Origin of the sequence: Paracoccus sp. NFXS7, assembly GCF_040148865.1 — a bacterium.
GTDB lineage: Bacteria > Pseudomonadota > Alphaproteobacteria > Rhodobacterales > Rhodobacteraceae > Paracoccus > Paracoccus marcusii.
Window position 1 is genome coordinate 1 of the sequence record NZ_JAKEKV010000017.1, and the last position, 23,965, is coordinate 23,965.

The following is a 23,965-nucleotide window of genomic DNA, read 5'->3' on the forward strand; positions in this document are numbered from 1 at the left end:
ATCATCGCGCTGACCGCGGGGGGGCCGGGGGGCGGCAGCCCCCCGGCGTCGCGGGACGCAATCACGCTTCCTCGGCGTCCAGTGCCAAGGGCGCGGACGGGGCCTCCAGATCGTCCGTCGTCAACGGCCCTGCGGGACGCGCCAGCCGTGCCTTGGTCACCCAGTACAGCCTCTCCTGCGCCCGGGTGATGGCGACATATGTCAGCCGCTTCCACAGCTGGACCCCAGCCTCGGACCGGTTCGACCAGGCGGCGGCGCTGATGTCGGGGCCGAACACCTGCACCTCGGGCCACTGGCTGCCCTGCGCCTTGTGGATCGTGACCGCCGCCCCGTGCAGAAAGGCCGCGCCCATCCGCGCCGCAAAGGGAATGAAGGGTTCGTCCTCGTCCGGCATCTCGATCTTGACGATGCTGGCGGCCGACAGGCGCGGGTCCTCGGCCCCGATCACGTGCAGGCGCGAAAAGCCCGGCTTGCGGCCCGGGCCCAGATAGACCACTTGCGCTCCCTTGATCAGGCCGCGCGCCTCCAGATCGATCCGCTTCTTGCGATGCTTCAGCGGCAGCTCCAGCCCGTCGCAGATCAGCGGCTCTCCGGGCAGCAGCGCGTCCCCTGGCGCGCCGAAGGCCGTGCGGAAGGCATGGATCAGCCGGATGCGCGTCGCGTTGCGCCAGACCAGGACCGGGCTGCGCGCCATCAGGTCGCTCTCCACCCGCTCGGCCCAGACCACGCGGTCGTCCTTGCGCGCCGCATCACGGATCATCTGCTCGAAATCGTCAAAGCCCAGCTGATCGTCGGCCAAAGCATGGGCCAGGTCCAGGATCGGGTTGTCGTCGGCCTGGCGGTGAATGCGGCTCAGCATCAGGCGCTGCGCCGGCGCCAGCTTGTCAAACACCATCTCTCCGGACTGGCCGACCGGGGCCAGCTGGGCAGGGTCGCCGAACAGGACCAGCACGGGAAAGATCTCGCGCAGGTCCTCGAACTGCTTCTCGTCCAGCATCGAGGCCTCGTCGATCAGCCCGACGTCCAGCCCCTCCTCGCGCCTGGTCCAGCCGCGGATGAAATCCGACCCGCGCAACCCGGCCGTGGCCAGCGCCCCGGGGATCGAGGCATGCTGGTCATAGAATGCTTTGGCCCGGTCCAGCGCCGTGTCCGACAGTTCCGCGATGACCGGGCGTTCGGCCGCCCCGGTCAGCCATTCGGCGATCTTCTCGTATTGCGGATCATAGACCGGGGTGTACAGGATCCGGTGGATCGTCGTGGCCGGCACGCCGCGCATGCGCAGAACGAACGCCGCCTTGTTCGTCGGCGCCAGGATGGCGACGCTGCGCCGGTCCTTGCGGCGCCGCCCTTCGTAATCAGGGCTGATCAGTTCGACCCCCGCCTCCAGCAGGGCCTTGGTGATCTGCGACAGCATCAGCGTCTTGCCCGATCCGGCCTTGCCGATGACCGCCATGACGCGACCTTTTCCCGACTGGGGCGGATGCAGTTCCTCTGCGATGATGTCGATGCCCGCCGCGCCAAAGGTTTCGGCCAGCGCATCCCAGGCATCGGCCTGGTCGGGCGAAAGAGTCGGGGCGGGGACGGGACTGTTCATGCCAGACCCTTAGCCTGCCTTCGCGGCCAAGGCAAAGCGCCGCGCAACTTTTCCGCCCCGGGCACCGTGCCTGCGGGCACCCCAACAGGAGAGACGCGATGATCGAGCTGTTCTTCGTCACCTGCCTGCTCGCCGACCCACAGCGCTGCAGCGATCACAGCCTGCTGTTCGAGGAACGGAACGGCCTGTTCACCTGCATGCTGCAGAGCCAGTCCGAGCTTGCGAAATGGGTGGCTACCCATCCGACCGAACAGGTTCGCGAATGGAAATGCCGCCGCGCCGGAGAGGGGGACCGCAAGGTCTGACGACATGCACCGCCGCGAGGGGGGGTCCGGGGGGCGGCAGGCCCCCCGGCACGTCGCGGGACGCAGGTCAGCGCCGGCCGGCCTCCAGCGCATCCTCGAAGGTGCGCAACCCGGTCCGCGGTGATTGGACCAGCACCGCCATGTTGCCCGGCTTGTGCTGGTTGCGCAGCATCATCATGTGCGCGGCCGGGATCTCGGCCCAGGGGAAAACCTCGGACATGCAGGGGTCCAGGCGGCGTTCCAGCATCAGCTTGTTCGCGGCGCTGGCCTGCTTCAGATGCGCGAAATGCGACCCCTGAATGCGCTTCTGATGCATCCACAGGTACCGCACATCAAAGGTGCAGTTGAACCCCGTGGTACCCGCGCATATCACGACCATCCCGCCCTTCTTGCAGACCAGCGTGCTGACCGGGAAGGTTGCCTCGCCGGGATGTTCAAAGACGATGTCGACATTGTTGCCCTTGCCGGTGATGTCCCAGATCGCCGCGCCGAACTTGCGCGCCTCGTTGAACCACTCCTTGTATTCCGGCGTGTTCACCGTGGGCAGCTGCCCCCAGCAGCGGAATTCCTTGCGGTTGATGACCCCTTTCGCGCCCAGCCCCATGACGAAGTCGCGCTTGTCCTCCTCGCTGATCACGCCGATGGCGTTGCCGCCCGCCGCGTTGATCAGCTGGATCGCATAGGAGCCAAGCCCCCCCGACGCGCCCCAGACCAGCACGTTCATGCCCGGCTTCAGCTCGTGCGGCTCGTGCCCGAATAGCATCCGGTACGCCGTGGCCAGCGTCAGCGTATAACAGGCCGATTCCTCCCAGGTCAGGTGGCGCGGCCGGGGCATCAGCTGCTGCGCCTGCACGCGGGTGAACTGGGCAAAGCTGCCGTCCGGCGTCTCGTATCCCCAGATCCGCTGCGTGGGCGAGAACATTGGATCGCCGCCGTTGCAATGCTCGTCGTCGCCGTCGTCCTGGTTGCAGTGGATGACGACTTCGTCACCGACCTTCCACCGCTTGACCTTGTCGCCCACCGCCCAGACGATCCCCGACGCATCCGATCCGGCGATGTGATAGGGCTGCTTGTGCACGTCGAACATGCTGATCGGCTTGCCCAGGCCTGCCCAGATCCCGTTGTAGTTGACGCCCGCCGCCATCACCAGGACCAGAACCTCGTTGCTGTCGATGGCGGGGGTGTCCACGACCTCCAGCTGCATGGCCTGATCGGGCTCTCCCTGCCGTTCGCGGCGGATCGCCCAGGCATGCATGCGCGCAGGCACATGGCCCAGGGGGGGCATCTCGCCCACGGCGTACAGGTCTTTGACCGGGGCGTCGTAGGGCGCGATCGGGGTGGGTGCGTCGAGAGCCATCGTCTTTCTCCTGTCCTGTGCCGCAGTGCAGAATCACCGCGCCGATTTGCCCTGTCCTACGATATGAAAAGCAACAATGCAACTATCAGACACCATTGCGCGCAATAATATGTCGGAATCATTAGAATCGCGCCGCGCTGCGGCGAATTGACGGCGCAGCTTTGTGTCTGTATTGATACTCAGGATGAAATTTTCCTGCGAGGGCATGATGGCCGACAAGGACAAACCCTGGCTGTTCCGCACCTATGCGGGCCATTCCACGGCGGCGAAATCCAATGCGCTGTACCGGACGAACCTGTCGCGCGGACAGACCGGCCTGTCGGTGGCCTTCGACCTGCCCACGCAGACCGGTTACGACAGCGATCATATCCTCGCGCGCGGAGAGGTCGGCAAGGTCGGCGTCCCGGTCTGCCATCTGGGCGACATGCGCGCACTGTTCGACCAGATCCCGCTGGAGCAGATGAACACCTCGATGACGATCAATGCGACCGCGCCGTGGCTTCTGTCGCTGTACATCGCCGTGGCCGAGGAGCAGGGGGCCGATGTCAGCCGCCTGCAGGGCACCGTCCAGAACGACCTGATCAAGGAATACCTGTCGCGCGGCACCTATATCTGTCCGCCTGCGCCGTCGCTGGCGATGATCACCGACATCGCCGCCTATACGCGGCAGCACCTACCGAAATGGAACCCGATGAACGTCTGCAGTTATCACCTGCAGGAGGCCGGGGCGACGCCGGAGCAGGAGCTGGCCTATGCGCTGGCCACCGCCGTGGCCGTGCTGGACGATCTGCGGGACAAGGTGCCCTCCGACAGCTTTCCCGAGATGGTCGGGCGGATCAGCTTCTTCGTGAACGCGGGCATCCGCTTCGTCACCGAGCTGTGCAAGATGCGCGCCTTTACCGAGCTGTGGGACGAGATTACCAGTGACCGTTATGGCATCGCGGATGAGAAATACCGTCGGTTCCGCTATGGCGTGCAGGTCAACAGCCTTGGCCTGACCGAGCAGCAGCCCGAGAACAACGTCTATCGCATCCTGCTGGAGATGCTGGCCGTCACGCTGTCCAAGAACGCCCGCGCCCGCGCCGTGCAGCTGCCCGCCTGGAACGAGGCCTTGGGCCTGCCGCGGCCCTGGGATCAGCAATGGTCGCTGCGGATGCAGCAGATCCTGGCCTATGAGACCGACCTGCTGGAATATGGCGACCTGTTCGACGGCAATCCGGTGATCGCGGCCAAGGTCGAAACCCTCAAGCAGGGCGCGCGGGACGAATTGGCGCTGCTGGACCAGATGGGCGGCGCGATCGCGGCCATTGACTACATGAAGGCGCGGCTGGTCGAATCGAACGCGGCCCGCCTTGGCCGGATCGAGACGAACGAGACGGTCGTGGTCGGCGTCAACCGCTGGCAGCAGGCCGAGCCGTCGCCGCTGACGGCGGGCGATGGCGGCATCATGGTCGTCGACCCCGCGGTCGAGGCCGATCAGGTCGGCCGCCTGATCGCCTGGCGCGCGGAACGCGACGCAAGCGCGGTCGAGGCGGCGCTGGCCGCGCTGCGCCGCGCCGCGCAGTCGGGCGCGAATATCATGGAGCCGTCCATCGCCGCCGCCCGCGCGGGCGTCACCACCGGCGAATGGGCGGGCGTGATGCGCGCGGTGCATGGCGAATACCGCGGCCCGACGGGGGTGTCGCAGGCGCCCTCGAACCGGACCGAGGGGCTGGAGGAGATTCGGGATGCGGTCGATGCGGTCAGCGCCCGGCTGGGGCGGCGCCTGAAGTTCCTGGTGGGCAAGCCGGGCCTGGACGGCCATTCGAACGGCGCCGAACAGATCGCCTTCCGCGCCCGCGACTGCGGCATGGACATCACCTATGAGGGCATCCGCCTGACCCCGGAGGAGATCGTCGCCCGTGCCCGCGAACAGGACGTCCATGTCGTCGGCCTGTCGATCCTGTCGGGCAGCCACCTGCCGCTGATCGAGGATCTGATGGCCCGCATGCAGGCCGCCGGAATGGGCCATGTGCCGGTGATCGTCGGCGGCATCATTCCCGACGACGACGCCGCCCGCCTGACGGCGATGGGCGTGGCGCGGGTCTATACGCCCAAGGATTTCCAGCTGAACACGATCATGATGGACATCGTCGGGCTGGTCGCGCCGGGCGCCGCTGCCGCGTGACCGGGCAGGGCGCAGATAACGTGCCCTGCGGGTGAACCGGACGGGCCTTTGGCCGTTGACAGGGCTGCACGACAAAGGCCGGCCCATGACATCCCAGACCCGGCGCAACAGCGCCATCGATCCGTTGCGCATCCTTCTGGCACTGACGGTCATCGCCCTGCATAGCGGATTTCCCGAGGCCGCGCCGCCGCTGGTCAAGCAGGTGCTGTTCAACGGCCTCTATCGTCTGGCGGTGCCGGTCTTCGCCTTGATCTCGGGGTACTTCTTCCTGTCGGCCATGCGCGGCGGGCGCAGTGGGCCGTATCTGCGCCGCATCCTGGCGTTGTACCTGCTGTGGATGACGATCTATCTGCCGATCTATGGTCCGGACTTGACCGGGGCGGGGCATGCGCTGCAGACGCTGGTCTTCGGCTATTTCCATCTGTGGTTCCTGCCGGGCCTGATGGTATCGGCGGTGATGGTCAAGGTACTGCGCCGACCGATGCGGATCGCGGTCGCGGCGGCGCTTCTGGCGGGCACGGGGCTGGCCCTGCAGCTGCTGGTCCTGACCGGGCAGGCAGAGATCCAGCTGGACCATTACCGCAACGGGGTCTTCACCATCTTTCCGTTCTTCGCGCTTGGCGTTCTGCTGGCGCATGGCTGGGGTGCGGGGCTGCGGCGGTGGGCCATGCCGTTGGCCGGTCTGGCGCTGCTGGCGGTGATGGGGGAAAGCCTGGTCTGGCGGGTGATCGCGGGCGGGGGCTGGGGCGTCGACATGATGCTGTCGCTGCTTGCGGCGGCGCCGCTGCTGTTTCTGGCTGCGCAGCAGGTGCAGGGGGCGTGGGACGGCAAGCGCGCGGCCAGCACCGCGGCCTTCGTCTATTTCGTGCATGTCATGATCATGATCTGCGCCAGCCGGTTCGGGCTGGAGGGGGACACCAAGGCGCTGACCGTCATGGCGGTTTGCCTGGCCTTGGCCATCTGGCTGGGGATGGCAGAGCGCCGCCGCGTGCTTGCGTTTTTCACCTGACCCCGGAATGCGAAACGCCGCCCCGAGGGGCGGCGTCTGCGACGTCGATCGTGGCGTGGATCAGAAACCCAGGCCCGCGTATTTCGACTTGAACTTGGTCACGCGGCCGCCGGCATCCATCAGGCGCGACGAACCACCGGTCCAGGCCGGGTGCGAGGTCGGGTCGATGTCCAGCGACATGCTGTCGCCCTCGGCGCCCCAGGTCGAACGGGTCTGGTAGGTGGTCCCGTCCGTCATCTTGACCGAGATCGTGTGGTAATCGGGGTGAATCTCTTTTTTCATGGCGTGACCTCTGCTCAGGCTTTCGCGTCCGACAGCGGACGGTAGTTGGTCTTTTCGACGATACGGGCCGACTTGCCGCGACGATCGCGCAGATAGTACAGCTTGGCGCGACGGACCTTGCCGCGACGGACGACCTCGATCGTGGCGATGTTGGTCGAATACAGCGGGAACACGCGCTCCACGCCTTCGCCGAAGCTGATCTTGCGGACCGTGAAGCTGGCCGCGATGTTCGCGCCGCCACGGCGCGAGATGCAGACGCCTTCGTAGTTCTGGACGCGGGTACGGGTACCCTCGGTCACTTTGTAGCCGACGCGGATGGTGTCGCCAGCCTTGAAGTCGGGAATGGACTTGCCAAGCTCGGCGATCTGCTCGGCTTCGAGTTGTGCGATCAGGTTCATCGCTTTGGTTCCTTGTCATGCTCGCGGTACATCCGCGATTGGTCTGATGCGCCCGAGCGCTGTCGGTCCTTAGCCGGGTCCACATGCGTTTCCGCATATGCCCGCCACAGATCGGGGCGGCGTTCTTGTGTCAGCCTCTCGGCCTCACCGGACCGCCATGCGGCGATGGCTGCGTGATTGCCCGACAACAGCACGGGCGGTATCTCGCGGCCATCCCAGAGGGCGGGCTTGGTGAACTGCGGCGCTTCCAGAAGACCCCGGTTGCCGATGGAAAAGGACTCCTCGGCCAGGGAATCATGATTGCCCAGCACGCGTGGTATAAGCCGGACCGTCGCGTCGATCAAGACCTGTGCGGCGATCTCTCCGCCGGTCAGGACATAATCCCCGATGCTGATCTCCTCGATGGCGTGCTTGTCCAGCACGCGCTGGTCGATTCCCTCGAACCGGCCGCAGATCAGCGTGACGCCCGGCCCCTGCGCCAGCGCCCGGGCACGGGCCTGGGTCAGCGGCCTGCCGCGCGGTGACATGTAAAGGACGGGCAGGGTCGGCCCCGGGCCCGCCTGCGCCTCGGTCAGGGCCGCGTCCAGCACGTCGGCGCGGATCACCATGCCGGCCCCGCCGCCCGCGGGCGTGTCGTCGACATTGCGATGCCGGCCCATGCCGAAATCGCGAAGGCCGATGGTGCGCAGGTTCCACAAGCCCTGCGCCAGCGCCTTGCCGGTCAGGGACAGGCCCAGGATGCCGGGAAAGGCTTCGGGGAACAGCGTGACGATCCGCGCGGTCCATGCGCCAGCCACCTGCGGTTCCGCCATCAGCTCGCGCGGGCGCAGGCTGGGACGGGCGGTCAGGCGGCCATGCGACTTGGGACTGGGCGCGTCGCTCATTCGTCGTCGCCGGGCGGGTCCACCACGATGCGACGCGCGGCCAGATCGACGGTCGGCACGACGGCACGGGTAAAGGGCAGCATCAGCACCTGCGTGCCGCCCACCACCTCGATGATGTCGCCGGCGCCGTGATCGTACAGTGCACGCACCCGGCCGAGGGATTTGCCGCCGGTATCGACGACCTCCAGCCCGATCAGGTCGGCATGATAGAATTCGTCATCCGGCAGCGCGGGCAGGGCACTGCGCGGGGCCCACAGGGTCACGCCGCGCAGGGCGTCGGCATCCTCCTTGGTGGCGATGCCCTTGATGCGCGCACCCAGGGCCCCCGTCACCTCGCGCGTCAGCGACACCTCGAACCGGCGGGTGCCGTCCTCGGACGTCAGGGGGGAATAGGTCGCGATATCGGCAGGGTCCGAGCAGAAGCTTTTCAGCCGCACCTCTCCGTGGACCCCGAAAGCCCCCGCGATGGCGCCGACGCAGATGCGGTCTTCGGTCATGTCACACCCTTGCAATAAAGGACTGGCGGGGTTTCCCCCGCCAGCGTCAGTTCACTCGGCTTCGGCGGGCGCCGCGGCCTTCTTGGCGCGCTCGTCGGCGCGGGCCTTGGCTTTCTTGCCGGGCTCTGCCTTCTTCATGTTCTTGCGCTCGGCCTTTTCCTTGACGCCCGCGGCTTCCAGGAAGCGTGCGACGCGGTCGGTCGGCTGCGCGCCGTGGCTCAGCCAGTACTGGATGCGCTCGACGTCCATCTTGACGCGGTCTTCGCTGTCCTTGGCCAGCAGCGGGTTGTAGGTGCCCAGCTTCTCGATGAAGCGGCCGTCGCGCGGCATGCGCGAATCCGACGCGACGATGGCATAGTGCGGGCGCTTCTTGCTGCCACCACGGGCCAGGCGGATCTTCATGGACATCAGATAGTCTCCTTGGGTTGTCGTCCGGTCAGGACTGATAATGTTCGTGGTGCCGAATGACTTCGGCGATCACGAAGGTCAGAAATTTGCGCGCGAATTCCGGGTCGAGATCGGCCTCGCGCGCGAGGCGTTCCAGGCGTTCGATCTGGCTTGCCTCGCGCGAGGGATCGGACGGCGGAAGGTCGTGCCGGGCCTTCAGGCGGCCGACGGACTGGGTGTGCTTGAAGCGTTCGGCCAGCGTATAGACCAGGATGGCGTCAAGCCGGTCGATGCTGGCACGGTGGTCGCGCAGCAGGTCGGCCGCGCGGGTGGTTGCGTCGGTCATGCGGCCTCCGGGCTGTGACGATAGACGAGGCAGGGCTTGTCGAAGACCGGCTGCCGCGCGCCGCGGTCGCGCACCGCGCCAAGCCGTTCGGCCAGCGCGATCGACCGGGCATTGTCCGGGTCGATATAGCTGACGGCCGTGGTCCAGCCCAGATCGCGGAACGCATGCGCGCGCACCGCACGGGCGGCCTCGGCGACATAGCCGCGGCCTTCGGCGGCCTGCGACCAGACGGTCCAGCCCAGCTCATGCTCGGGCCAGCCGTCGGGGTACCACGGGCCGGTCATGCCCAGGGGCGTGTCGTCGCCTTTAAGGCAGAACACGAACATCCCGAAACCGCGCATCACCCAATGGCCGGTCAGGTGGCCGAAGGCCCGCCAATAGGCGCCGGGCTTGGGTTCGGGCGAACCGCCGCCCACAAACTGCGCGCGATCCGACTGATAGAAGCTGCGCCAATGCGGCCAGTCGCTGCCCAGGGGCGCGCGCAGGGTCAGCCGTTCCGTCTCCAGAACCGGGGTGGGGGACAGCGTGATCATTTCTTGCCGAACAATCCGCCCAAGCCGGCAGGCAGGCCCGCGCGGCCCAACTGGCCGCCCAGGCCCTTGGGATCGGCCAGCATCTTCTGGGCCTCGGCCATCTTGGCGGGGTCCAGGTTCTCCATGTCGGGCAGGCCGCCGCCCTTGCCGGTCATGGCGCGCATGGCCTGCTTCATCAGCCCGCCCTTGCCCATCTTGCCCAGCTTCTTCATCGTGTCGGCCATCTGCTTCTGCATCTTCAGCAGCTTGTTCAGGTCCGACACGTCCAGACCTGCGCCCGCAGCAATGCGCTTTTTCCGGCTGGCCTGCAGCAGGTCGGGATTGGCCCGTTCCTTCTTGGTCATCGAATTGATCAGGGCGATCTGGTGGCGAACGACCTTGTCGTCATAGCCCGCGGCCTCGGCCTGCTTGGCCATCTTGGCCATGCCGGGCATCATCCCCATGACCGAGGACATGCCGCCCATCTTCTGCATCTGCTCCAGCTGGCCGCGCAGGTCGTTCATGTTGAAGAGGCCCTTCTGGAACCGCTTCATCATGCGCTCGGCCTGCTCGACCTCCAGCACCTGCTGGGCCTTCTCGACCAGGGCCACGATGTCGCCCATGCCCAGGATGCGCCCCGCGACGCGGCTGGCGTCGAAGGTCTCCAGCGCGTCCATCTTTTCGCCCAGACCCACGAAGCGGATCGGCTTGCCGGTCACGGCGCGCATCGACAGGGCCGCACCCCCGCGTCCGTCGCCATCCATCCGGGTCAGCACCACGCCGGTGACGCCGACCTTGGCGTCGAACTCGGTCGCGACGTTCACCGCGTCCTGGCCGGTCAGGCCGTCCACGACAAGCAGCGTCTCGCGCGGGTTCGCGATGTCGCGGACCTGCTGGACCTGGGTCATCAGCGCCTCGTCGATATGCAGGCGGCCGGCGGTGTCCAGCATGACGACGTCATAGCCGCCAAGCGACGCCTGCGTCTTGGCGCGCTGCGCGATCTGCACGGCGGTCTGGCCCATCACGATGGGCAGCGTGTCGACGCCGATCTGCTGGCCCAGGATGGCCAGCTGCTCCATCGCGGCGGGGCGGTTGGTGTCCAGGGACGCCATCAGCACGCGCTTCTTCTCGCGGTCCTTCAGGCGCAGGGCCAGTTTCGCGGTGGTGGTGGTCTTGCCCGAACCCTGCAGGCCAACCATCAGGATGGCGGCGGGCGGGTTGTCGATGCGCAGCGCCTCGGGGGCGTCGTCGCCCTGCAGGACCTTGATCAGCTCGTCATGGACAATCTTGACGACCTGCTGGCCGGGGCTGACCGATTTCGTGACCGCAGCGCCGGTGGCCTTGGCCGTGACGGCCTTGACGAAGTTGCGCGCCACCGGCAGCGAGACGTCCGCCTCCAGCAGGGCCACGCGCACCTCGCGCATGGCGGCGGTGACGTCCTCCTCGGACAGGGCGCCCTGCTTGGTCAGCCGGTCGAAGACGCCGCCCAGGCGATCGGAAAGGTTCTCGAACATGGCCGGGCCTCCTATGGCTCCAAATCGGTTTAGCCCCCGTGGGCGCAACGCGCTGACGGGGGGCGATCCCCGCATCTGGCGCAGGGACCGGAAGGCTGTGCTTCCGGGAATCCGGGGTCTTGTACAGGGCAGGGGGGGTCCTGTCAACGCAGGCCCGGTCGGATCACGGGGTCGCGACGTTGACCGGCAGAACGAAGCTGGCGCTGCCCCGCGGCATGTCGTCCGTGAAGGGCGGCATCCGGGGCATGTCCATGATGCTGTTGCGCAGGGCATGATCTATCAGCGGGTTGCCCGAGGACTGCGTGGTCCGTACATCGATGATCATGCCGTCCTGGGCCACGACGATGACGAATTGGGCGGTGTTGGTCGCGCTGACGGTTGCCGCTTGCAGAAGGGCCACATGGCTTTGGCGGGCGGCGTTGTCGCGCAGCAGCTTGCTCCATTCGATCATGTCACGGGGGCGGTGCGTGGCGATTTCGTTGACCGGGGTCTGCGCCACGGCCGGGGCGTAAAAAACCGCCAGCCCTGTCAGCAGGGCGGCGGTCGCAATCGTGAAACGCATGGCGGCAATGTCCCCGAAGGATGCAATGCCGCCATATGAGGATGGGGTGAACCTGCGCAACAGCGCAGACGGTCAGGCCGCGATCTGCTCCAGCGCCTGTTGTGCGCGTGCCATGCCGGCCTCGCGGTCCATGGCAAGACCGTCGGCGGCCACGAAGGTCACGTCGGTGATACCCAGGAAGCCCAGCATGTGGCGCAGATAGCCCGACGCGTGGTCCAGGTCCGAACCCATCGGCGTGCCGGCGGCGGTATAGGCCACGAAGGCGCGCTTGCCCGTCAGCAGGCCCTCGGGGCCCTCGGCGGTATAGCGGAAGCTGACACCGGCGCGGGCGATCTGGTCCAGCCAGGTCTTCAGCTGCGACGGCAGGAAGAAGTTGTAGACCGGCAGCCCGATCACCAGCGTGTCGGCGGCCTGAACCTCGGCCAGCAGCGCGTTCGAGGTGTCGATCTGCGCCTGCTGCTGCGGGGTCGGATCGTCGGTGCCCACGCGCACGGCCTTGAACCATGCGGTGTCGATGGCGGGGACGCCCGTGCTGAGATCACGATAGGTCACCGTCGCGTCGGGATTGGCAGCGGTCAGGCGGGCCAGGATGTCGGCGGTCAGCTGGCGCGAGACCGAGGCGTCGGCGGTGATGGCGCTGTCGAGATGCAGGATGTTCATGGCAAGCTCCCAGAGAGTTGTTTCTGCGTTGCAGCAGATTTAGGTCTATGCACCTGCGAACGTAAGGGGGATAACTGCGCATTCACTGTGCGGGGATGCACATGCAGATCGAATCGTGGGACGATATCCGCGTGGCACTGGCCGTGGCGCGCACCGGAACGGTCAGTGGGGCGGCCGCCGATCTTGGCGTGCACCACGCCACGGTGATCCGCCGCATCGACGCGCTGGAATCGGCCCTGCGCGCCCGGCTGTTCCAACGCCACACCCGCGGCTATGCCCTGACCGAGGCCGGGCGCACCCTGCTGGATGCGGCGGGGGCTGCGGATGAACGCTTTGCCCAGATGGCCGCGCAGATCGCCGGCGCCGGAGAGCGGATCGAGGGAGAGCTGGTCGTGACCTCGCTGCCGGAACTGGTGGATCTGGTCATGCCGCGGCTGATCGCGCTGATGGCGCGCCATCCCGACCTGCGCCTGACCTATGCCACGGACGCGCGCCTGTTCCGGCTGGGCGCCGGAGAGGCGCATGTGGCCATCCGCGGCGGGGCCGAACCGACCGAGCCCGACTATGTCGTGCGTGCGATGGGGCGGATGGGGCATGTGATGTATGCCGCGGCCTCGTACCTGGACCGGCACGGGCCGGTCGACAATCCGCGCGACCACCGCTTTGCCCTGCCGGGACCAGAGGCGCGCGGCGCCCCCTACATGCGCTGGCTGCAGGACCGCATCGGCCCCGAGAACATCCTGGTCACCGCCAACGAGGCCACCGCGCGCGAGGCGGTGATCCGCGCCGGGCTGGCGGTCGGTGCCTTGCCCGACAGCCTGGCGCATGGCCTTCTGCCGGCGCTGAGCCTGCCGGAATGGGATTCCAACCTGTGGCTGGTCACCCATGTCGACCTGCATCGCACCCCGAAGGTCCAGGCCGCGCTGGCGGCGCTGCGCGACGGCTGAGCCCTTTCCCTCGGCCCCGGCTTGGGGCAGCGTGCGCCGCAGGAGGATCCATGACCCTTTCCCGCCCATTGCCTGACCGGACCGTCCGATGATCACCGCGCGGATGAGCGCATCCGACTGGGGCCTTCTGCTGCTGCTGTCACTGATCTGGGGCGGGTCGTTCTTCCTGATCGCGCTGATCGTGGGGCATATGCCGGTCCTGTGGGTGGTGGCATTGCGCGTGATGATCGCCGCCGCGGTCCTGTGGGCCATCGTGCTGGCGACCGGGCGGGCACTGCCGCGCGGCGCGAGGCTGTGGGGCGCGTTCCTGGTGATGGGCGTCCTGAACAACGCCATCCCCTTTGGGCTGATCGTCTGGGCGCAGGGGTTCATCCCGGCAGGGCTGGCGTCCATCCTGAACGCGACGACGCCGTTGTTCACGGTGCTGGTCTCGACCCTGGTGCTGGCGGATGAGCGCGCGGGGCTGATGCGCCTGGCCGGGGTCGCCCTGGGCCTGGGCGGTGTCGCAGTGATGATCGGCGTGGACGAACTGGCGGGTCACGGCCATGGCGTGCTGCCGCAACTGGCGATGCTGGGCGCCGCGATCAGCTATGCCTGGGCCGCGGCCTTTGGACGGCGGTTTCGTGCGCAGGGCGTCGACCCGCTGGTCACGGCGGCAGGCATGGTGACGGGCACCAGCGTCGTGCTGCTGCCGCTGGCATTGGCGCATGACGGGCTGCCGCCGGCGGCACCTGCCCAGGTTTGGCTGGCGATCAGCCTGCTGGGGCTGGTCTGCACGGGGCTGGCCTATGTGCTGTTCTTTCGTATCCTGGACCGGGCGGGGGCCACGAACATCTCTCTGGTGACGTTCCTGGTGCCGGTGTCAGCGATCCTGCTGGGCTGGCTGTTCCTGGACGAGGTTCTGGGCCTGCCGCAGCTGCTGGGCATGGCGGTCATCGGGCTGGGGCTGGCGATGATCGACGGACGGCTGCTGCGGCGCTAGGGCTGCCGGGGCGGCTTTCCATCCGGCGGCGCGGTCGCTAGGTTTCCCGTCGGGACAGGACAAGAGGCTGCTTGTGGCGCATATCATCGTGGTCGGAAACGAAAAGGGCGGCTCGGGCAAGTCGACCACCTCGATGCATGTGGCGACCGCGTTGGCGCGGATGGGGCACCGGGTCGGCGGGCTGGACCTGGACGTCCGCCAGCGCAGCTTTGGCCGCTATCTGGAGAACCGCGCCGCCTTCCTGGTGCGCAAGGGGCTGGACCTGCCCATGCCCGTGCTGACGCCGCTGGGCGAGGGCGCCGATCCCCTAACGCCCGCCCTGCGGCAGCTGGAGGAGACGTGCGATTTCATCCTGCTGGATTGCCCCGGGTCGCACACCAAGCTGAGCCAGATGGCGCATACGGTCGCCGATACGCTGATCACGCCCCTGAACGACAGTTTCGTCGACTTCGACCTTCTGGCGCGCCTGTCGCCCGACGGTGACGTGCTTGGTCCCTCGATCTATGCCGAGATGGTATGGGGCGCACGCCAGCTGCGCGCGCAGGCCGGGGCAGGGCCCATCGACTGGCTGGTGCTTAGAAACCGACTGGGCAGCCAGCAGATGCACAACAAGCGCAAGGTCGGCGGCGCGCTGGCCGACCTGTCCAAGCGGATCGGGTTTCGGGTGGCGCCCGGATTTTCGGAACGCGTGATCTTTCGCGAGCTGTTTCCGAACGGGCTGACCCTGCTGGACCTGAAGGACGTCGGCACCGAGGCCATGAGCATGTCCCAGATCGCCGCGCGGCAGGAGTTGCGCGACCTGATCAACGAATTGCGCCTGCCGGGCGTCACCGTCACGTTCTGACAACGAAAGACGGCGGGCCGATGGCCCGCCGTCTGTTCCGTTCGAATGCTGGTCAGGCCAGCATGCCCATCGGGTTTTCCAGATGGGCGACGATCGCCTCCAGCAGTTGCGCGCCAAGCGCACCGTCGATCACGCGGTGGTCGACCGACAGGGTCATCGACATGACGTTGCGCACGACGACCTCTCCCTTTTCGACGACCGGGGTGGGGATGCCCGCGCCCACGGCCAGGATCGCGCCATGCGGCGGGTTGATGACCGCGTCGAAGTTCTCGATGCCGAACATGCCCAGGTTGCTGATCGCGAAGCTGCCGCCCTGGTATTCATGGGGGGCCAGCTTCTTGGACTTGGCGCGCGCGGCCAGATCCTTCATCTGCGCCGACAGCGCCGACAGGGTCTTCTGATGCGCGTCCTTCAGCACGGGCGTGAACAGCCCGCCCTCGATGGCCACGGCCACGGCGACGTCCGACGGTTTCAGCTTGAGGATGCGATCCCCCGCCCAGACCGCGTTCGCGTCAGGCACCTGCTGCAGCGCCAGGGCGCTGGCCTTGATGATGAAGTCGTTGACAGACAGCTTGACGCCACGGCTCTCCAGCTGCTTGTTCAGCGTGGCCCGGAACTCCATCAGCGCATCCAGCTTGGCCGAGCGGCGCAGGTAGAAATGCGGGATGGTCTGCTTGGCCTCGGACAGGCGGGCGGCGATGGTGCGGCGCATGCCGTCCAGCGCGACCTCCTCGGTCTCGCGGTCGGCATACATCTTCAGCACGGCTTCGGTCGACAGGCCCTTGGGGGCCTGGGCCGGGGCTGCGGCTGCCGCGGGGGCCGCCTTCGCCTCGGGCTGGGCCGCAGCCGACGCGGAGGGCTTGGCGTCACCTGCCTTGGCGTTCTCGACATCGGCCTTGACGATGCGGCCACGGGGGCCGCTGCCTTGGATCTGCGACAGGTCCAGACCCTTGTCCTTGGCGATGCGCCGCGCCAAGGGCGAGGCGAAGACCCGGTCGCCCTTGGGTGCGTCGGCCTTGGCATAGCCGGCGACCGGCGCGCCGATCGGGCCGCCATAGCCCTTTTCGGCCGGTTCGGGCTCGGCATCCGCCTTGGGCTTGGGCTCTTCCTTGGCCTTGGGCGCGCTGATGTCGCCCGCCTCCTCGCCGTCCTCCAGCAGGACCGCGATGGCGGTGTTGACCTTGACCGCCGAGGTGCCCTCGGCGATCAGGATCTTGCCGATGCGGCCTTCGTCGACGGCCTCGAACTCCATCGTGGCCTTGTCGGTCTCGATCTCGGCGATGACGTCGCCGGACTTCACTTCGTCGCCTTCCTTGACCAGCCACTTGGCCAGCGTGCCCTCCTCCATCGTCGGGGAGAGGGCGGGCATCAGGATTTCCGTGGGCATCGCGCAGCTCCCTTACTTGTAGGTGACTTTTTTCACGGCTTCGACGATCTCGGCGGGCGTGATCAGCGCGTGCTTTTCCAGGTTGGCGGCATAGGGCATCGGCACGTCCTTGCCGGTGCAGTTGATGACGGGCGCGTCCAGATAGTCGAACGCGTTCTCCATCAGATAGGCCGAGATGTGGTTGCCGATGGCGCCCACGGGGAAGCCCTCCTCGACGGTCACGCAACGGTTGGTCCGCTTGACCGATTCCAGGATCGCGTCATAGTCCAGCGGCCGCAGGGTGCGCAGGTCAATAACGTCGGCCTCGATGCCCTCCTCGGCCAGCTTGGCCGCGGCCTCCAGCGCATGCGCCACACCGATGCCGAAGCTGACCAGCGTCACGTCGTCGCCCGACCGGACCGTGTTGGCCTTGCCGAAGGGAATGGTGAAGTCCTCAAGGTCCGGCACCTCGAAGCTGCGGCCATACAGGATCTCGTTCTCCAAGAAGATGACCGGGTTGTTGTCGCGGATCGCCTGCTTCATCAGGCCCTTCGCGTCGGCGGCCGAATAGGGCATCACGACCTTGAGGCCCGGAATGGCCGCGTACCATGCGGCGTAATCCTGGCTGTGCTGCGCGCCCACGCGGGCGGCGGCGCCGTTCGGGCCGCGGAACACGATCGGACAGCCCATCTGGCCCCCCGACATGTACAGCGTCTTTGCGGCCGAGTTGATGATGTGGTCGATCGCCTGCATGGCGAAGTTGAAGGTCATGAACTCGACGATCGGGCGCAGGCCGGCCAGGGCCGCCCCCGTGCCGATGCCGGCAAAGCCGATCTCGGAGATGGGCGTGTCCACGACGCGGCGGGGGCCGAACCGCTCCAGCAGGCCTTGGCTGATCTTGTAGGCGCCCTGGTATTCGCCCACTTCCTCGCCCATCAGGAAGACGGTCTCGTCGCGGTCCATCTCTTCGGCCATGGCCTCGCGCAGGGCTTCCCGCACGGTCATGGTCTTCATCTTGGTGCCCTCGGGCCAGTCGGGGCTGCGCGGCTTGGGCTGCGGGGTCACGACCTCCTCGATGGCGGATTCGCCGGGCTGGGCGCCGTCATCCTTCTTGGGGGCTTCGGCTGGCTTGGCCTCGGCCTTGGGGGCAGGGGCCGCGTCGGCGTCCTCTCCCTCCTCGACCAGCACCGCGATGGGGGTGTTCACGGCGACGCCCTGGGTGCCCTCGGCCACCAGCAGCTTGCCCATGATCCCCTCGTCGACGGCCTCGAACTCCATCGTGGCCTTGTCGGTCTCGATCTCGGCGATGACGTCGCCGGATTTCACAGCGTCGCCCTCTTTCTTCAGCCATTTCGCCAGCGTGCCTTCCTCCATCGTGGGGGACAGGGCGGGCATCAGGATTTCAATTGCCATGTGACGGTCCCCCTCAGGCGTTCTCTTCGGCGCTGCCCTGGGGCAGTTCGTCGGCATAGATGTCGGTCCACAGCTCGGCCAGGTCGGGCTCGGGGCTGTCCTTGGCGAATTCCGCGGAATCGTTGACGATGTCCTTGATTTCCTTGTCCAGCGCCTTGAGGTCCTCCTCGGTGGCATGCTTGCCGGTCAGCAGCATCTCACGGATGTTCTCGATCGGGTCACGCTCGTCGCGCATCTTCTGGACCTCCTCGCGGGTCCGGTACTTGGCCGGGTCCGACATCGAGTGCCCGCGATAGCGGTAGGTCATGACCTCCAGGATGTAGGGGCCCTTGCCGGCGCGGCAATGCGCCACGGCCTTTTCGCCCGCCGCCTTGACCGCCAGCACGTCCATGCCGTCGACCTGTTCGCCGGGGATGCCGAAGGCTTCTCCGCGGCCGAAGAAGGTCGTCGATTTCGTCGACCGCTTGACCGACATGCCCATGGCATACTGGTTGTTCTCGATCACGAAGACGACCGGCAGGTCCCACAGCTCGGCCATGTTGTAGGTCTCGTAGACCTGGCCCTGGTTCGCCGCGCCATCGCCGAAATAGGTGAAGGTGACGTTGTCGTTGCCCAGATACTTGTCCGCGAAGGCCAAGCCCGCGCCAAGGGGCACCTGCGCGGCGACGATGCCGTGGCCGCCATAGAAATGCTTTTCGCGGCTGAACATGTGCATGCTGCCGCCCTTGCCCTTGGAGTAGCCGTCCTGACGCCCGGTCAGCTCGGCCATGACGCCGCGCGCCTCCATCCCGCAGGCCAGCATGTGACCGTGGTCACGATAGCTGGTGATGCGCTTGTCGCCGTCCTTGGCGCAGGCCTCCAGACCCACCACGACGGCTTCCTGGCCGATATAAAGGTGGCAGAACCCGCCGATCAGGCCCATGCCGTACAGCTGGCCGGCCTTCTCCTCGAATCGGCGGATCAGCAGCATGTCGCGATAGTATTTCAGCAACTCTTCCTTCGACGTGTTCGAAGGAGCCTCCTGCTGGGGGCTTGGTTTTCTGGCCATGCGGCGTGTCCTCCTGGAAGCGTGGCGGATAGTTCAGCGTTAAACTATCCGTAGCGCATCACCGACAGCCGTGCAATCCCGGCCCTAGCGCAGCAGGATCTCGTCCGCGCGCAGCAGGCCCAGCACCTCGCGGGCGCGTTCGTCCAAGAGGTCCAGGTCCAGATAATCATCCGACAGGCGGCGGGTCAGGTTCTGCATGCGGGTCACGTCGGCCTGCAGCAGGTCGCGGGCCTCGCGCAGATCCTCGGTCTCGGCCTGGATCTGGATCCGGCGCAGGATGCCCGACGGGCCCTGCACCGCGGCATAGGCGAAATACAGGCCGACCAGGACGGTCAGGACCAGGAACACAGTGGCGCCGATGGACAGACGTTGAGGCATGGCAGGGAATCCTTGTGGCCGGGCCGATCATGGCACAGCGCAATCGGCGGGGGAATCCCCGTCAGGCACGCTCGCGGAACATCGCCTCGATCTGGCGGGCGTGCTCGGCCAGGCCCCAGGGGGCGTTGAGCACGCACATGCCCGATCCGATCATCGAATGGCCTGGACGGGCAGGGGGAAACGACACCTCGGACAGCAGGGCATCGGGGAAATCGCTGACCAGCTGCGCGGTCATGCCCATGTGGCGGTGATCGGTCAGGATCGGATACCACAGCGCGATGACCCCCACGTTCCACTTGCGCGCGATCAGGCCGATCTGGCGCGGGATCGCGGCATAGTCTGCCTTCACCTCATAGCTGGGGTCGATCAGCAGCAGGCCGCGGCGCGGATCGGGCGGACAGACCGCCTGTGCCATCGCGAAGCCGTCCTGCTGGTGCAGGGTGGCAAAGCCCGCCACACGGCGCAGGGCCTGAAATTCGGCGGGGTGCAGTTCGGCCAGATGGGCCTTGTCCTCGTGGCGCAGGAAATGCCCCGCGATCAGCGGTGAACCGGGATAGGCCTGCGCGCCCCGCAGGTCGCGCACGGCCCGCAGCGCCTGCATCAGCGGGTGATCCTGCGGCAGCCAGTGTTCGACCGTGGCACGGGCGATGCCCTGCGCGGCCTCCTGCGTCTTCTGCGCCTCGGCGCCGGTCAGGTCATAAAGGCCACGACCCGCATGGGTTTCCAGATAGGAAAGCGGCTTGTCCTTGCGGGTCAGGTAGTCCAGCGCGACCGCCAGCAACGCGTGCTTGTGCAGGTCGGCCAGGTTCCCGGCATGATAGGCATGTTGATAGCTGAGCATCCGCCAGCCTTAACGTGGGCGCACGGCGGGGAAAAGACGTCAATCGGCGCGGCGCAGTTCTGACCGGCCCTTCAGCACTTGGTCGCCGTCATCCTGTTCGATCAGGTAGGCGGGATCGTCCTTGGATGCGTTTCGGCTGATCTTGCTGCCCTTGATCGTCCGTTCGACGTCATCGGTGAAGATGTCCGTGATCTTTCCGGTCGCCTTGTGGCCCGACCAGTCCCATTCCACCTTGGTGCCCTTGCGCAGAATCATGCGGCCTCCGACTGCGTGTCGGGGGCAATGCGTCATGGGGGCGATGGGTTCCGGAGGGAGGGCGCGGCGACCTCCAGGGAGGAGGAGGGAGGTCGCCGCTGAACGCTGGCCCAGGGAGGAGGAGGGGCCGCGTATGGGTCGCGGTTCCGGCCAGGGAGGAGGAGAGGCCATCACCGCTTACGACCGGGCAGGGAGGAGGAGAGCCCGTCGTATCCGTGTGCCGCGATCGGGGCGGCTATGAAGGCGCGGCGACCTCCAGGGAGGAGGAGGGAGGTCGCCGCTGAACGCTGGCCCAGGGAGGAGGAGGGGCCGCGTATGGGGTGCGGTAGGGCCAGGGAGGAGGAGAGGCCGTACCGCGAACGCCGGGTCCGGGAGGGAGGAGGAGAGGACCGGGCGTATCAGCGTGCCGCGAATGGGGCGGCTATGAAACTTTTTGCGGCGACCCCTGGGAGGGAGGAGTGGGGCCGCCGCCTGGCACGTGAACCCGGGGAGGAGGATCGGGTTCCAGTGCGTCTTTTGGGCGGCACCCTCCAGGGAGGAGGAGAGGAGGATGCCGCCGGTCCCGGACCCAGGGAGGAGGAGAGGGCCGGGAATGCGAATTCTTGGTGTCCCAGGATTACTGGGCCGAACCCCATGCCGCTTCGTGCGCCAGGCGGGTGATCATCGAGCGGCTGATGCCCAGATCGTCCAGATCGCGGGTGGTCAGGGCATTCAGTTCGCGCACGGTCTGGCGGTAAACGGCGCGGCGGGCGCGGTTTTCCTGCATCCGCTGGATCGCGCTCAGCAGGCGGCCACGCAGGCCGGCGTCGGCGGTGGCGTTGTGTGCTTGGGCGATAACAGCCATGGTCGTATCCTTTCGGTTCATCTCGTCTGCGCCGTTCCCGGATTGGCCCGGCGTTTCGTTGAGTTGAAGATGGCCCCATCGACGGCGTTTCGCAACGGATGGTTTCGTAATGCTGCCATGCAGCAATTGCATAGCCAAGGCTGACCTATTGCCTTCTTTAACGATGAATTAACGACATAAAATTGACACGATACATCTGTTAGCGATCACGCCGCGGACGCAAAAATCACCTGTTTGAAAGCGGTTAGCGCCGTGCGGTACGGATTGTCGCAGGGGGTGTTGAGGGTCCCGTCTCTATGCTTCATGCTGCCGGGCGAACAAAGACACAGGTCCCTCACATGCCCGTCACACGCGAAACGATCCTTACGGCAATCTCGGATATTGCCCTTCCGCAGGGAGGGACGCTGGGTCAGGCCGACCTGATCCGCGCGCTGACCATCGACCAAGAGACGGTGCGATTCGTGCTGGAGGTCGAGAATGCGGCCACCGCGCAGGCCATGGCCCCGGTCGAGGCCGAGGCCCGTGCCCGGCTGGAACGTATCCCCGGTGTGGCCAAGGTCCAGATCGTCATGACCGCCCCCGCCAAGCCCGCGCCGCCCAAGGCCGTATCCGGGCAGGGCGCCGCCCCGTCCCTGAAGATCGGCGGGCATCCCACGCCCCAGGCCGGTCCGCAGGCGATTCCCGGCGTGCGCCACATCATCGCCGTCGGATCCGGCAAGGGCGGTGTCGGGAAATCCACCGTCACCTCGAACCTTGCCGTCGCCTTGGCGCGCGCGGGGCGCAAGGTCGGCCTGCTGGATGCCGACATCTATGGCCCCTCGCAGCCGCGGATGATGGGCGTCTCGGGCCGGCCTGCCAGCCCGGATGGACAGCGGATCGATCCGATGCATGCGCATGGCGTCACCGTCATGTCGATCGGCCTGATGCTGAAGGAGGGCGAGGCACTGGTCTGGCGCGGCCCGATGCTGATGGGCGCGCTGCAGCAGCTGCTGCAGCAGGTGAACTGGGGCGAACTGGACGTCCTGCTGATCGACCTGCCGCCCGGCACCGGCGACGTGCAGCTGTCGCTGTGCCAGAAGGCCCCCGTCACGGGTGCGATCATCGTGTCCACGCCGCAGGACGTGGCGCTGCTGGACGCGCGCCGTGCGATCGACATGTTCGGCAAGCTGAAGACACCGGTCCTGGGCCTGGTCGAGAACATGTCGACCTATATCTGTCCCAAATGCGGGCACGAGGCGCATCTGTTCGGCCATGGTGGCGTCGCGGCCGAGGCCGAGGCGCTGAACCTGCCGTTCCTGGGCGCCCTGCCGCTGGAGCTGGAGGTCCGGCTGGCCGGCGATTCGGGACGACCGGTGGCCTTGGGCGATGGTGCCGTGTCCGAGGCCTATGCCCGCCTGGCCGACCGTCTGGTGCAGGGCGGCATCGCCTGATCTGCGCGAAATCCGGGCTTGCTTTGGGAATGCACGGGACGGTCGGGAAATTGCGGGAAGTGAGGCTCGAATGACCTCTCGATTTCGTGATCGTCCGTGATCTGTTCCAAAAGTTTTGCAACGCTGCCCGGATTTTCGACTTGCAGGGCTTTGAACTGTGGTGAAATGGACCCAGTGACCGGCAAAATGCGTTTGTTACTCGCCTTCTAGATGTAGTGTGGCTTTCGCGTCACGCCACCAAACTTTGCCGCATCACTGCCGCTTCTGCGGCATTTTTTGATTCGGGCTTAGGCAAAAGCTGCGGCGGAATGCGGCTGGTGGCCCAAGAATACCGTTGCTTCCCATGAAATCCCATGTCACAACCGGATCACGAAAACGGGCAGTTCAAGGGGCGCCAAGACCCCGGACAGGCGAAGCAGACTTCATACAGGCAACCGTTTTCCAACATAGCCGGCCCGCGTCCGCGAGCAGCACCTCCCCCAGGTGGCGTGCGACGGGTCGGCAACCAACCCCGCAAAGGGGCCCGGGTAAATCGGGAACGAGGGCGGCGGATCGGGCAGTGGCAGCGGCCCGATCCGCCCTTTCTCTTTCGGACGTCCCGAAAGAGCAGGACAGTGAGGGCGGGCCCAGGTGGCGCGGAAGTTCAGAGGCACCGAAACCGTCAAGGTCGATGGCAAGGGTCGGATGTCGATCCCGGCCCGGCTGCGCCGCGTGTTCGATGCCGGCGACCCGTCATTCTCGGGGACGAACACCGGGCGCACGCAGCTGGTGGCGGTCTATGGCCCCGACTGGTGGAACTGGCTGGAGCTGTACACCATCGAGGCCATCGAGCAGATCGACGAGCAGATCGACCGCCTGACCCGCGGCAGCCAGGAGCGCCGCTGGCTGGAGCTGCTGATGAACGGACAGTCCACCGACCTTGAGATCGACCGCGAGGGCCGCTTGGTCCTGCCCGCAAAGCTGCGCGACAGGCTGGGCTTTGCCGACGGGACCGAGACGATCTTTGAATCGCGCGGCGACTACATCCAGGTCTATCACCCCGAATCGCGTCCCAAAGACGTGCAGGCGCTGGAGGATTTCGCGGCCAGCAAGGGCCCCGAATTCGACCCCCGCGCCTTCCTGCAGCAATCCTCCGAGGGCTAG

27 protein-coding genes are annotated in these 23,965 nt (G+C 66.8%); 8 read left to right on the plus strand and 19 right to left on the minus strand.

The features are described from left to right. Window positions 1-61: 61 nt before the first annotated feature. The gene (locus tag LZ686_RS17825; protein ID WP_349548640.1) at window positions 62-1,594 is read right to left on the minus strand and encodes an ATP-dependent DNA helicase; all 1,533 of its coding nucleotides are present in this window, start codon (window positions 1,592-1,594) and stop codon (window positions 62-64) included. Between the two features lie 98 nt (window positions 1,595-1,692). On the opposite strand from LZ686_RS17825, the gene LZ686_RS17830 reads away from it, so the two are divergent. Next, the gene (locus LZ686_RS17830) at window positions 1,693-1,899 is read left to right on the plus strand and encodes a hypothetical protein (RefSeq protein WP_045982863.1); all 207 of its coding nucleotides are present in this window, start codon (window positions 1,693-1,695) and stop codon (window positions 1,897-1,899) included. Between the two features lie 67 nt (window positions 1,900-1,966). Here LZ686_RS17830 and ccrA read toward each other — a convergent pair whose 3' ends face one another. Then, a complete protein-coding gene (gene ccrA / locus LZ686_RS17835) occupies window positions 1,967-3,256 on the minus strand; it encodes a crotonyl-CoA carboxylase/reductase (protein ID WP_046001395.1) in 1,290 nt (429 codons plus the stop codon). Between the two features lie 208 nt (window positions 3,257-3,464). Here ccrA and LZ686_RS17840 point away from each other — a divergent pair, with 208 nt between their 5' ends. Then, window positions 3,465-5,423 carry a methylmalonyl-CoA mutase family protein gene (locus tag LZ686_RS17840; protein WP_349548652.1) on the plus strand — a complete coding sequence of 653 codons (1,959 nt, stop codon included), beginning with the start codon at window positions 3,465-3,467 and terminating at the stop codon, window positions 5,421-5,423. An 85-nt stretch (window positions 5,424-5,508) separates the two neighbouring features. After that, window positions 5,509-6,432 carry an acyltransferase family protein gene (locus LZ686_RS17845; protein ID WP_349548641.1) on the plus strand — a complete coding sequence of 308 codons (924 nt, stop codon included), beginning with the start codon at window positions 5,509-5,511 and terminating at the stop codon, window positions 6,430-6,432. Window positions 6,433-6,492: 60 nt separating this feature from the next. Here LZ686_RS17845 and rpmE read toward each other — a convergent pair whose 3' ends face one another. The 10 genes from rpmE to LZ686_RS17895 all read right to left on the minus strand — a co-directional run bounded on the left by rpmE (window position 6,493) and on the right by LZ686_RS17895 (window position 12,474). Then, on the minus strand, window positions 6,493-6,714 hold the full coding sequence (rpmE, locus tag LZ686_RS17850; protein ID WP_042249018.1) for a 50S ribosomal protein L31: 222 nt from the start codon (window positions 6,712-6,714) through the stop codon (window positions 6,493-6,495). A 14-nt stretch (window positions 6,715-6,728) separates the two neighbouring features. Beyond that, the gene (gene rplS, locus LZ686_RS17855) at window positions 6,729-7,112 is read right to left on the minus strand and encodes a 50S ribosomal protein L19 (RefSeq protein ID WP_045982866.1); all 384 of its coding nucleotides are present in this window, start codon (window positions 7,110-7,112) and stop codon (window positions 6,729-6,731) included. Beyond that, window positions 7,109-7,996, minus strand: a complete 888-nt coding sequence (trmD, locus tag LZ686_RS17860; protein ID WP_045982867.1) for a tRNA (guanosine(37)-N1)-methyltransferase TrmD — start codon at window positions 7,994-7,996, stop codon at window positions 7,109-7,111. Before trmD ends, rplS begins: the two co-directional genes overlap by 4 nt. Further along, window positions 7,993-8,493: a ribosome maturation factor RimM gene (gene rimM / locus LZ686_RS17865; protein ID WP_046001398.1), complete on the minus strand. Its 501-nt coding sequence runs from the start codon at window positions 8,491-8,493 to the stop codon at window positions 7,993-7,995. The genes trmD and rimM overlap by 4 nt, the downstream gene beginning before the upstream one ends. Window positions 8,494-8,544: 51 nt before the next feature. Next, window positions 8,545-8,901, minus strand: a complete 357-nt coding sequence (rpsP, locus tag LZ686_RS17870) for a 30S ribosomal protein S16 (RefSeq protein ID WP_045982869.1) — start codon at window positions 8,899-8,901, stop codon at window positions 8,545-8,547. A gap of 28 nt (window positions 8,902-8,929) precedes the next feature. Next, window positions 8,930-9,226, minus strand: a complete 297-nt coding sequence (locus LZ686_RS17875; protein WP_042249024.1) for a chorismate mutase — start codon at window positions 9,224-9,226, stop codon at window positions 8,930-8,932. Further along, window positions 9,223-9,759 (minus strand): GNAT family N-acetyltransferase, encoded by a 537-nt coding sequence (locus LZ686_RS17880; RefSeq protein WP_045982870.1) that lies wholly within the window; start codon window positions 9,757-9,759, stop codon window positions 9,223-9,225. Before LZ686_RS17880 ends, LZ686_RS17875 begins: the two co-directional genes overlap by 4 nt. Next, complete coding sequence (gene ffh, locus LZ686_RS17885; protein ID WP_045982871.1) at window positions 9,756-11,252, minus strand: signal recognition particle protein; 1,497 nt, start codon at window positions 11,250-11,252, stop codon at window positions 9,756-9,758. Before ffh ends, LZ686_RS17880 begins: the two co-directional genes overlap by 4 nt. A 163-nt stretch (window positions 11,253-11,415) precedes the next feature. After that, window positions 11,416-11,814: a TonB C-terminal domain-containing protein gene (locus tag LZ686_RS17890; protein WP_349548642.1), complete on the minus strand. Its 399-nt coding sequence runs from the start codon at window positions 11,812-11,814 to the stop codon at window positions 11,416-11,418. Window positions 11,815-11,886: 72 nt separating this feature from the next. After that, window positions 11,887-12,474 (minus strand): FMN-dependent NADH-azoreductase, encoded by a 588-nt coding sequence (locus tag LZ686_RS17895; protein WP_046001400.1) that lies wholly within the window; start codon window positions 12,472-12,474, stop codon window positions 11,887-11,889. Window positions 12,475-12,575: 101 nt separating this feature from the next. Here LZ686_RS17895 and LZ686_RS17900 point away from each other — a divergent pair, with 101 nt between their 5' ends. The 3 genes from LZ686_RS17900 (at window position 12,576) to LZ686_RS17910 (ending at window position 15,247) form a co-directional block, all read left to right on the plus strand. Continuing rightward, complete coding sequence (locus LZ686_RS17900; RefSeq protein WP_273743677.1) at window positions 12,576-13,421, plus strand: LysR family transcriptional regulator; 846 nt, start codon at window positions 12,576-12,578, stop codon at window positions 13,419-13,421. A gap of 88 nt (window positions 13,422-13,509) precedes the next feature. After that, on the plus strand, window positions 13,510-14,403 hold the full coding sequence (locus tag LZ686_RS17905; protein ID WP_349548643.1) for a DMT family transporter: 894 nt from the start codon (window positions 13,510-13,512) through the stop codon (window positions 14,401-14,403). Window positions 14,404-14,476: 73 nt separating this feature from the next. Then, window positions 14,477-15,247 carry a division plane positioning ATPase MipZ gene (locus LZ686_RS17910; RefSeq protein ID WP_349548644.1) on the plus strand — a complete coding sequence of 257 codons (771 nt, stop codon included), beginning with the start codon at window positions 14,477-14,479 and terminating at the stop codon, window positions 15,245-15,247. Window positions 15,248-15,299: 52 nt separating this feature from the next. Here LZ686_RS17910 and LZ686_RS17915 read toward each other — a convergent pair whose 3' ends face one another. The 7 genes from LZ686_RS17915 to LZ686_RS17945 all read right to left on the minus strand — a co-directional run bounded on the left by LZ686_RS17915 (window position 15,300) and on the right by LZ686_RS17945 (window position 21,392). Further along, window positions 15,300-16,634, minus strand: coding sequence for a pyruvate dehydrogenase complex dihydrolipoamide acetyltransferase (locus LZ686_RS17915; RefSeq protein WP_349548645.1), 1,335 nt, complete (start codon window positions 16,632-16,634; stop codon window positions 15,300-15,302). A 12-nt stretch (window positions 16,635-16,646) separates the two neighbouring features. Then, window positions 16,647-18,026 (minus strand): pyruvate dehydrogenase complex E1 component subunit beta, encoded by a 1,380-nt coding sequence (locus tag LZ686_RS17920; protein ID WP_046001404.1) that lies wholly within the window; start codon window positions 18,024-18,026, stop codon window positions 16,647-16,649. A 13-nt stretch (window positions 18,027-18,039) separates the two neighbouring features. Continuing rightward, entirely contained in the window at window positions 18,040-19,074 is a 1,035-nt protein-coding gene (gene pdhA, locus LZ686_RS17925; RefSeq protein WP_045982878.1) for a pyruvate dehydrogenase (acetyl-transferring) E1 component subunit alpha, read from the minus strand. A gap of 84 nt (window positions 19,075-19,158) precedes the next feature. Next, window positions 19,159-19,452 (minus strand): FtsB family cell division protein, encoded by a 294-nt coding sequence (locus tag LZ686_RS17930; protein ID WP_045982879.1) that lies wholly within the window; start codon window positions 19,450-19,452, stop codon window positions 19,159-19,161. 61 nt (window positions 19,453-19,513) lie between these two features. Continuing rightward, window positions 19,514-20,293, minus strand: a complete 780-nt coding sequence (gene rlmJ, locus LZ686_RS17935) for a 23S rRNA (adenine(2030)-N(6))-methyltransferase RlmJ (protein ID WP_349548646.1) — start codon at window positions 20,291-20,293, stop codon at window positions 19,514-19,516. A gap of 39 nt (window positions 20,294-20,332) precedes the next feature. After that, window positions 20,333-20,548, minus strand: a complete 216-nt coding sequence (locus tag LZ686_RS17940; RefSeq protein ID WP_252928688.1) for a hypervirulence associated TUDOR domain-containing protein — start codon at window positions 20,546-20,548, stop codon at window positions 20,333-20,335. 616 nt (window positions 20,549-21,164) lie between these two features. Continuing rightward, window positions 21,165-21,392, minus strand: a complete 228-nt coding sequence (locus LZ686_RS17945) for a DUF1127 domain-containing protein (protein WP_045982882.1) — start codon at window positions 21,390-21,392, stop codon at window positions 21,165-21,167. Window positions 21,393-21,730: 338 nt separating this feature from the next. On the opposite strand from LZ686_RS17945, the gene LZ686_RS17950 reads away from it, so the two are divergent. Then, window positions 21,731-22,822 carry an Mrp/NBP35 family ATP-binding protein gene (locus LZ686_RS17950; RefSeq protein ID WP_127899077.1) on the plus strand — a complete coding sequence of 364 codons (1,092 nt, stop codon included), beginning with the start codon at window positions 21,731-21,733 and terminating at the stop codon, window positions 22,820-22,822. Window positions 22,823-23,452: 630 nt separating this feature from the next. Further along, on the plus strand, window positions 23,453-23,965 hold the full coding sequence (locus LZ686_RS17955) for a division/cell wall cluster transcriptional repressor MraZ (RefSeq protein WP_045982884.1): 513 nt from the start codon (window positions 23,453-23,455) through the stop codon (window positions 23,963-23,965).

Coding starts and splice junctions, on each gene's coding strand:
- LZ686_RS17920 (WP_046001404.1), bottom strand. CDS start 18,026: ATGGCAATTGAAATCCTGATGCCCGCCCTGTCCCCCACGATGGAGGAA.
- LZ686_RS17915 (WP_349548645.1), bottom strand. CDS start 16,634: ATGCCCACGGAAATCCTGATGCCCGCCCTCTCCCCGACGATGGAGGAG.
- rpmE (WP_042249018.1), bottom strand. CDS start 6,714: ATGAAAAAAGAGATTCACCCCGATTACCACACGATCTCGGTCAAGATG.
- LZ686_RS17890 (WP_349548642.1), bottom strand. CDS start 11,814: ATGCGTTTCACGATTGCGACCGCCGCCCTGCTGACAGGGCTGGCGGTT.
- pdhA (WP_045982878.1), bottom strand. CDS start 19,074: ATGGCCAGAAAACCAAGCCCCCAGCAGGAGGCTCCTTCGAACACGTCG.
- LZ686_RS17905 (WP_349548643.1), top strand. CDS start 13,510: ATGATCACCGCGCGGATGAGCGCATCCGACTGGGGCCTTCTGCTGCTG.
- LZ686_RS17875 (WP_042249024.1), bottom strand. CDS start 9,226: ATGACCGACGCAACCACCCGCGCGGCCGACCTGCTGCGCGACCACCGT.
- LZ686_RS17895 (WP_046001400.1), bottom strand. CDS start 12,474: ATGAACATCCTGCATCTCGACAGCGCCATCACCGCCGACGCCTCGGTC.
- rlmJ (WP_349548646.1), bottom strand. CDS start 20,293: ATGCTCAGCTATCAACATGCCTATCATGCCGGGAACCTGGCCGACCTG.
- LZ686_RS17825 (WP_349548640.1), bottom strand. CDS start 1,594: ATGAACAGTCCCGTCCCCGCCCCGACTCTTTCGCCCGACCAGGCCGAT.
- ccrA (WP_046001395.1), bottom strand. CDS start 3,256: ATGGCTCTCGACGCACCCACCCCGATCGCGCCCTACGACGCCCCGGTC.
- LZ686_RS17950 (WP_127899077.1), top strand. CDS start 21,731: ATGCCCGTCACACGCGAAACGATCCTTACGGCAATCTCGGATATTGCC.
- rplS (WP_045982866.1), bottom strand. CDS start 7,112: ATGAACCTGATCGCACAACTCGAAGCCGAGCAGATCGCCGAGCTTGGC.
- trmD (WP_045982867.1), bottom strand. CDS start 7,996: ATGAGCGACGCGCCCAGTCCCAAGTCGCATGGCCGCCTGACCGCCCGT.
- LZ686_RS17845 (WP_349548641.1), top strand. CDS start 5,509: ATGACATCCCAGACCCGGCGCAACAGCGCCATCGATCCGTTGCGCATC.
- rimM (WP_046001398.1), bottom strand. CDS start 8,493: ATGACCGAAGACCGCATCTGCGTCGGCGCCATCGCGGGGGCTTTCGGG.
- ffh (WP_045982871.1), bottom strand. CDS start 11,252: ATGTTCGAGAACCTTTCCGATCGCCTGGGCGGCGTCTTCGACCGGCTG.
- LZ686_RS17880 (WP_045982870.1), bottom strand. CDS start 9,759: ATGATCACGCTGTCCCCCACCCCGGTTCTGGAGACGGAACGGCTGACC.
- LZ686_RS17900 (WP_273743677.1), top strand. CDS start 12,576: ATGCAGATCGAATCGTGGGACGATATCCGCGTGGCACTGGCCGTGGCG.
- LZ686_RS17945 (WP_045982882.1), bottom strand. CDS start 21,392: ATGGCTGTTATCGCCCAAGCACACAACGCCACCGCCGACGCCGGCCTG.
- LZ686_RS17840 (WP_349548652.1), top strand. CDS start 3,465: ATGGCCGACAAGGACAAACCCTGGCTGTTCCGCACCTATGCGGGCCAT.
- LZ686_RS17830 (WP_045982863.1), top strand. CDS start 1,693: ATGATCGAGCTGTTCTTCGTCACCTGCCTGCTCGCCGACCCACAGCGC.
- LZ686_RS17930 (WP_045982879.1), bottom strand. CDS start 19,452: ATGCCTCAACGTCTGTCCATCGGCGCCACTGTGTTCCTGGTCCTGACC.
- rpsP (WP_045982869.1), bottom strand. CDS start 8,901: ATGTCCATGAAGATCCGCCTGGCCCGTGGTGGCAGCAAGAAGCGCCCG.
- LZ686_RS17940 (WP_252928688.1), bottom strand. CDS start 20,548: ATGATTCTGCGCAAGGGCACCAAGGTGGAATGGGACTGGTCGGGCCAC.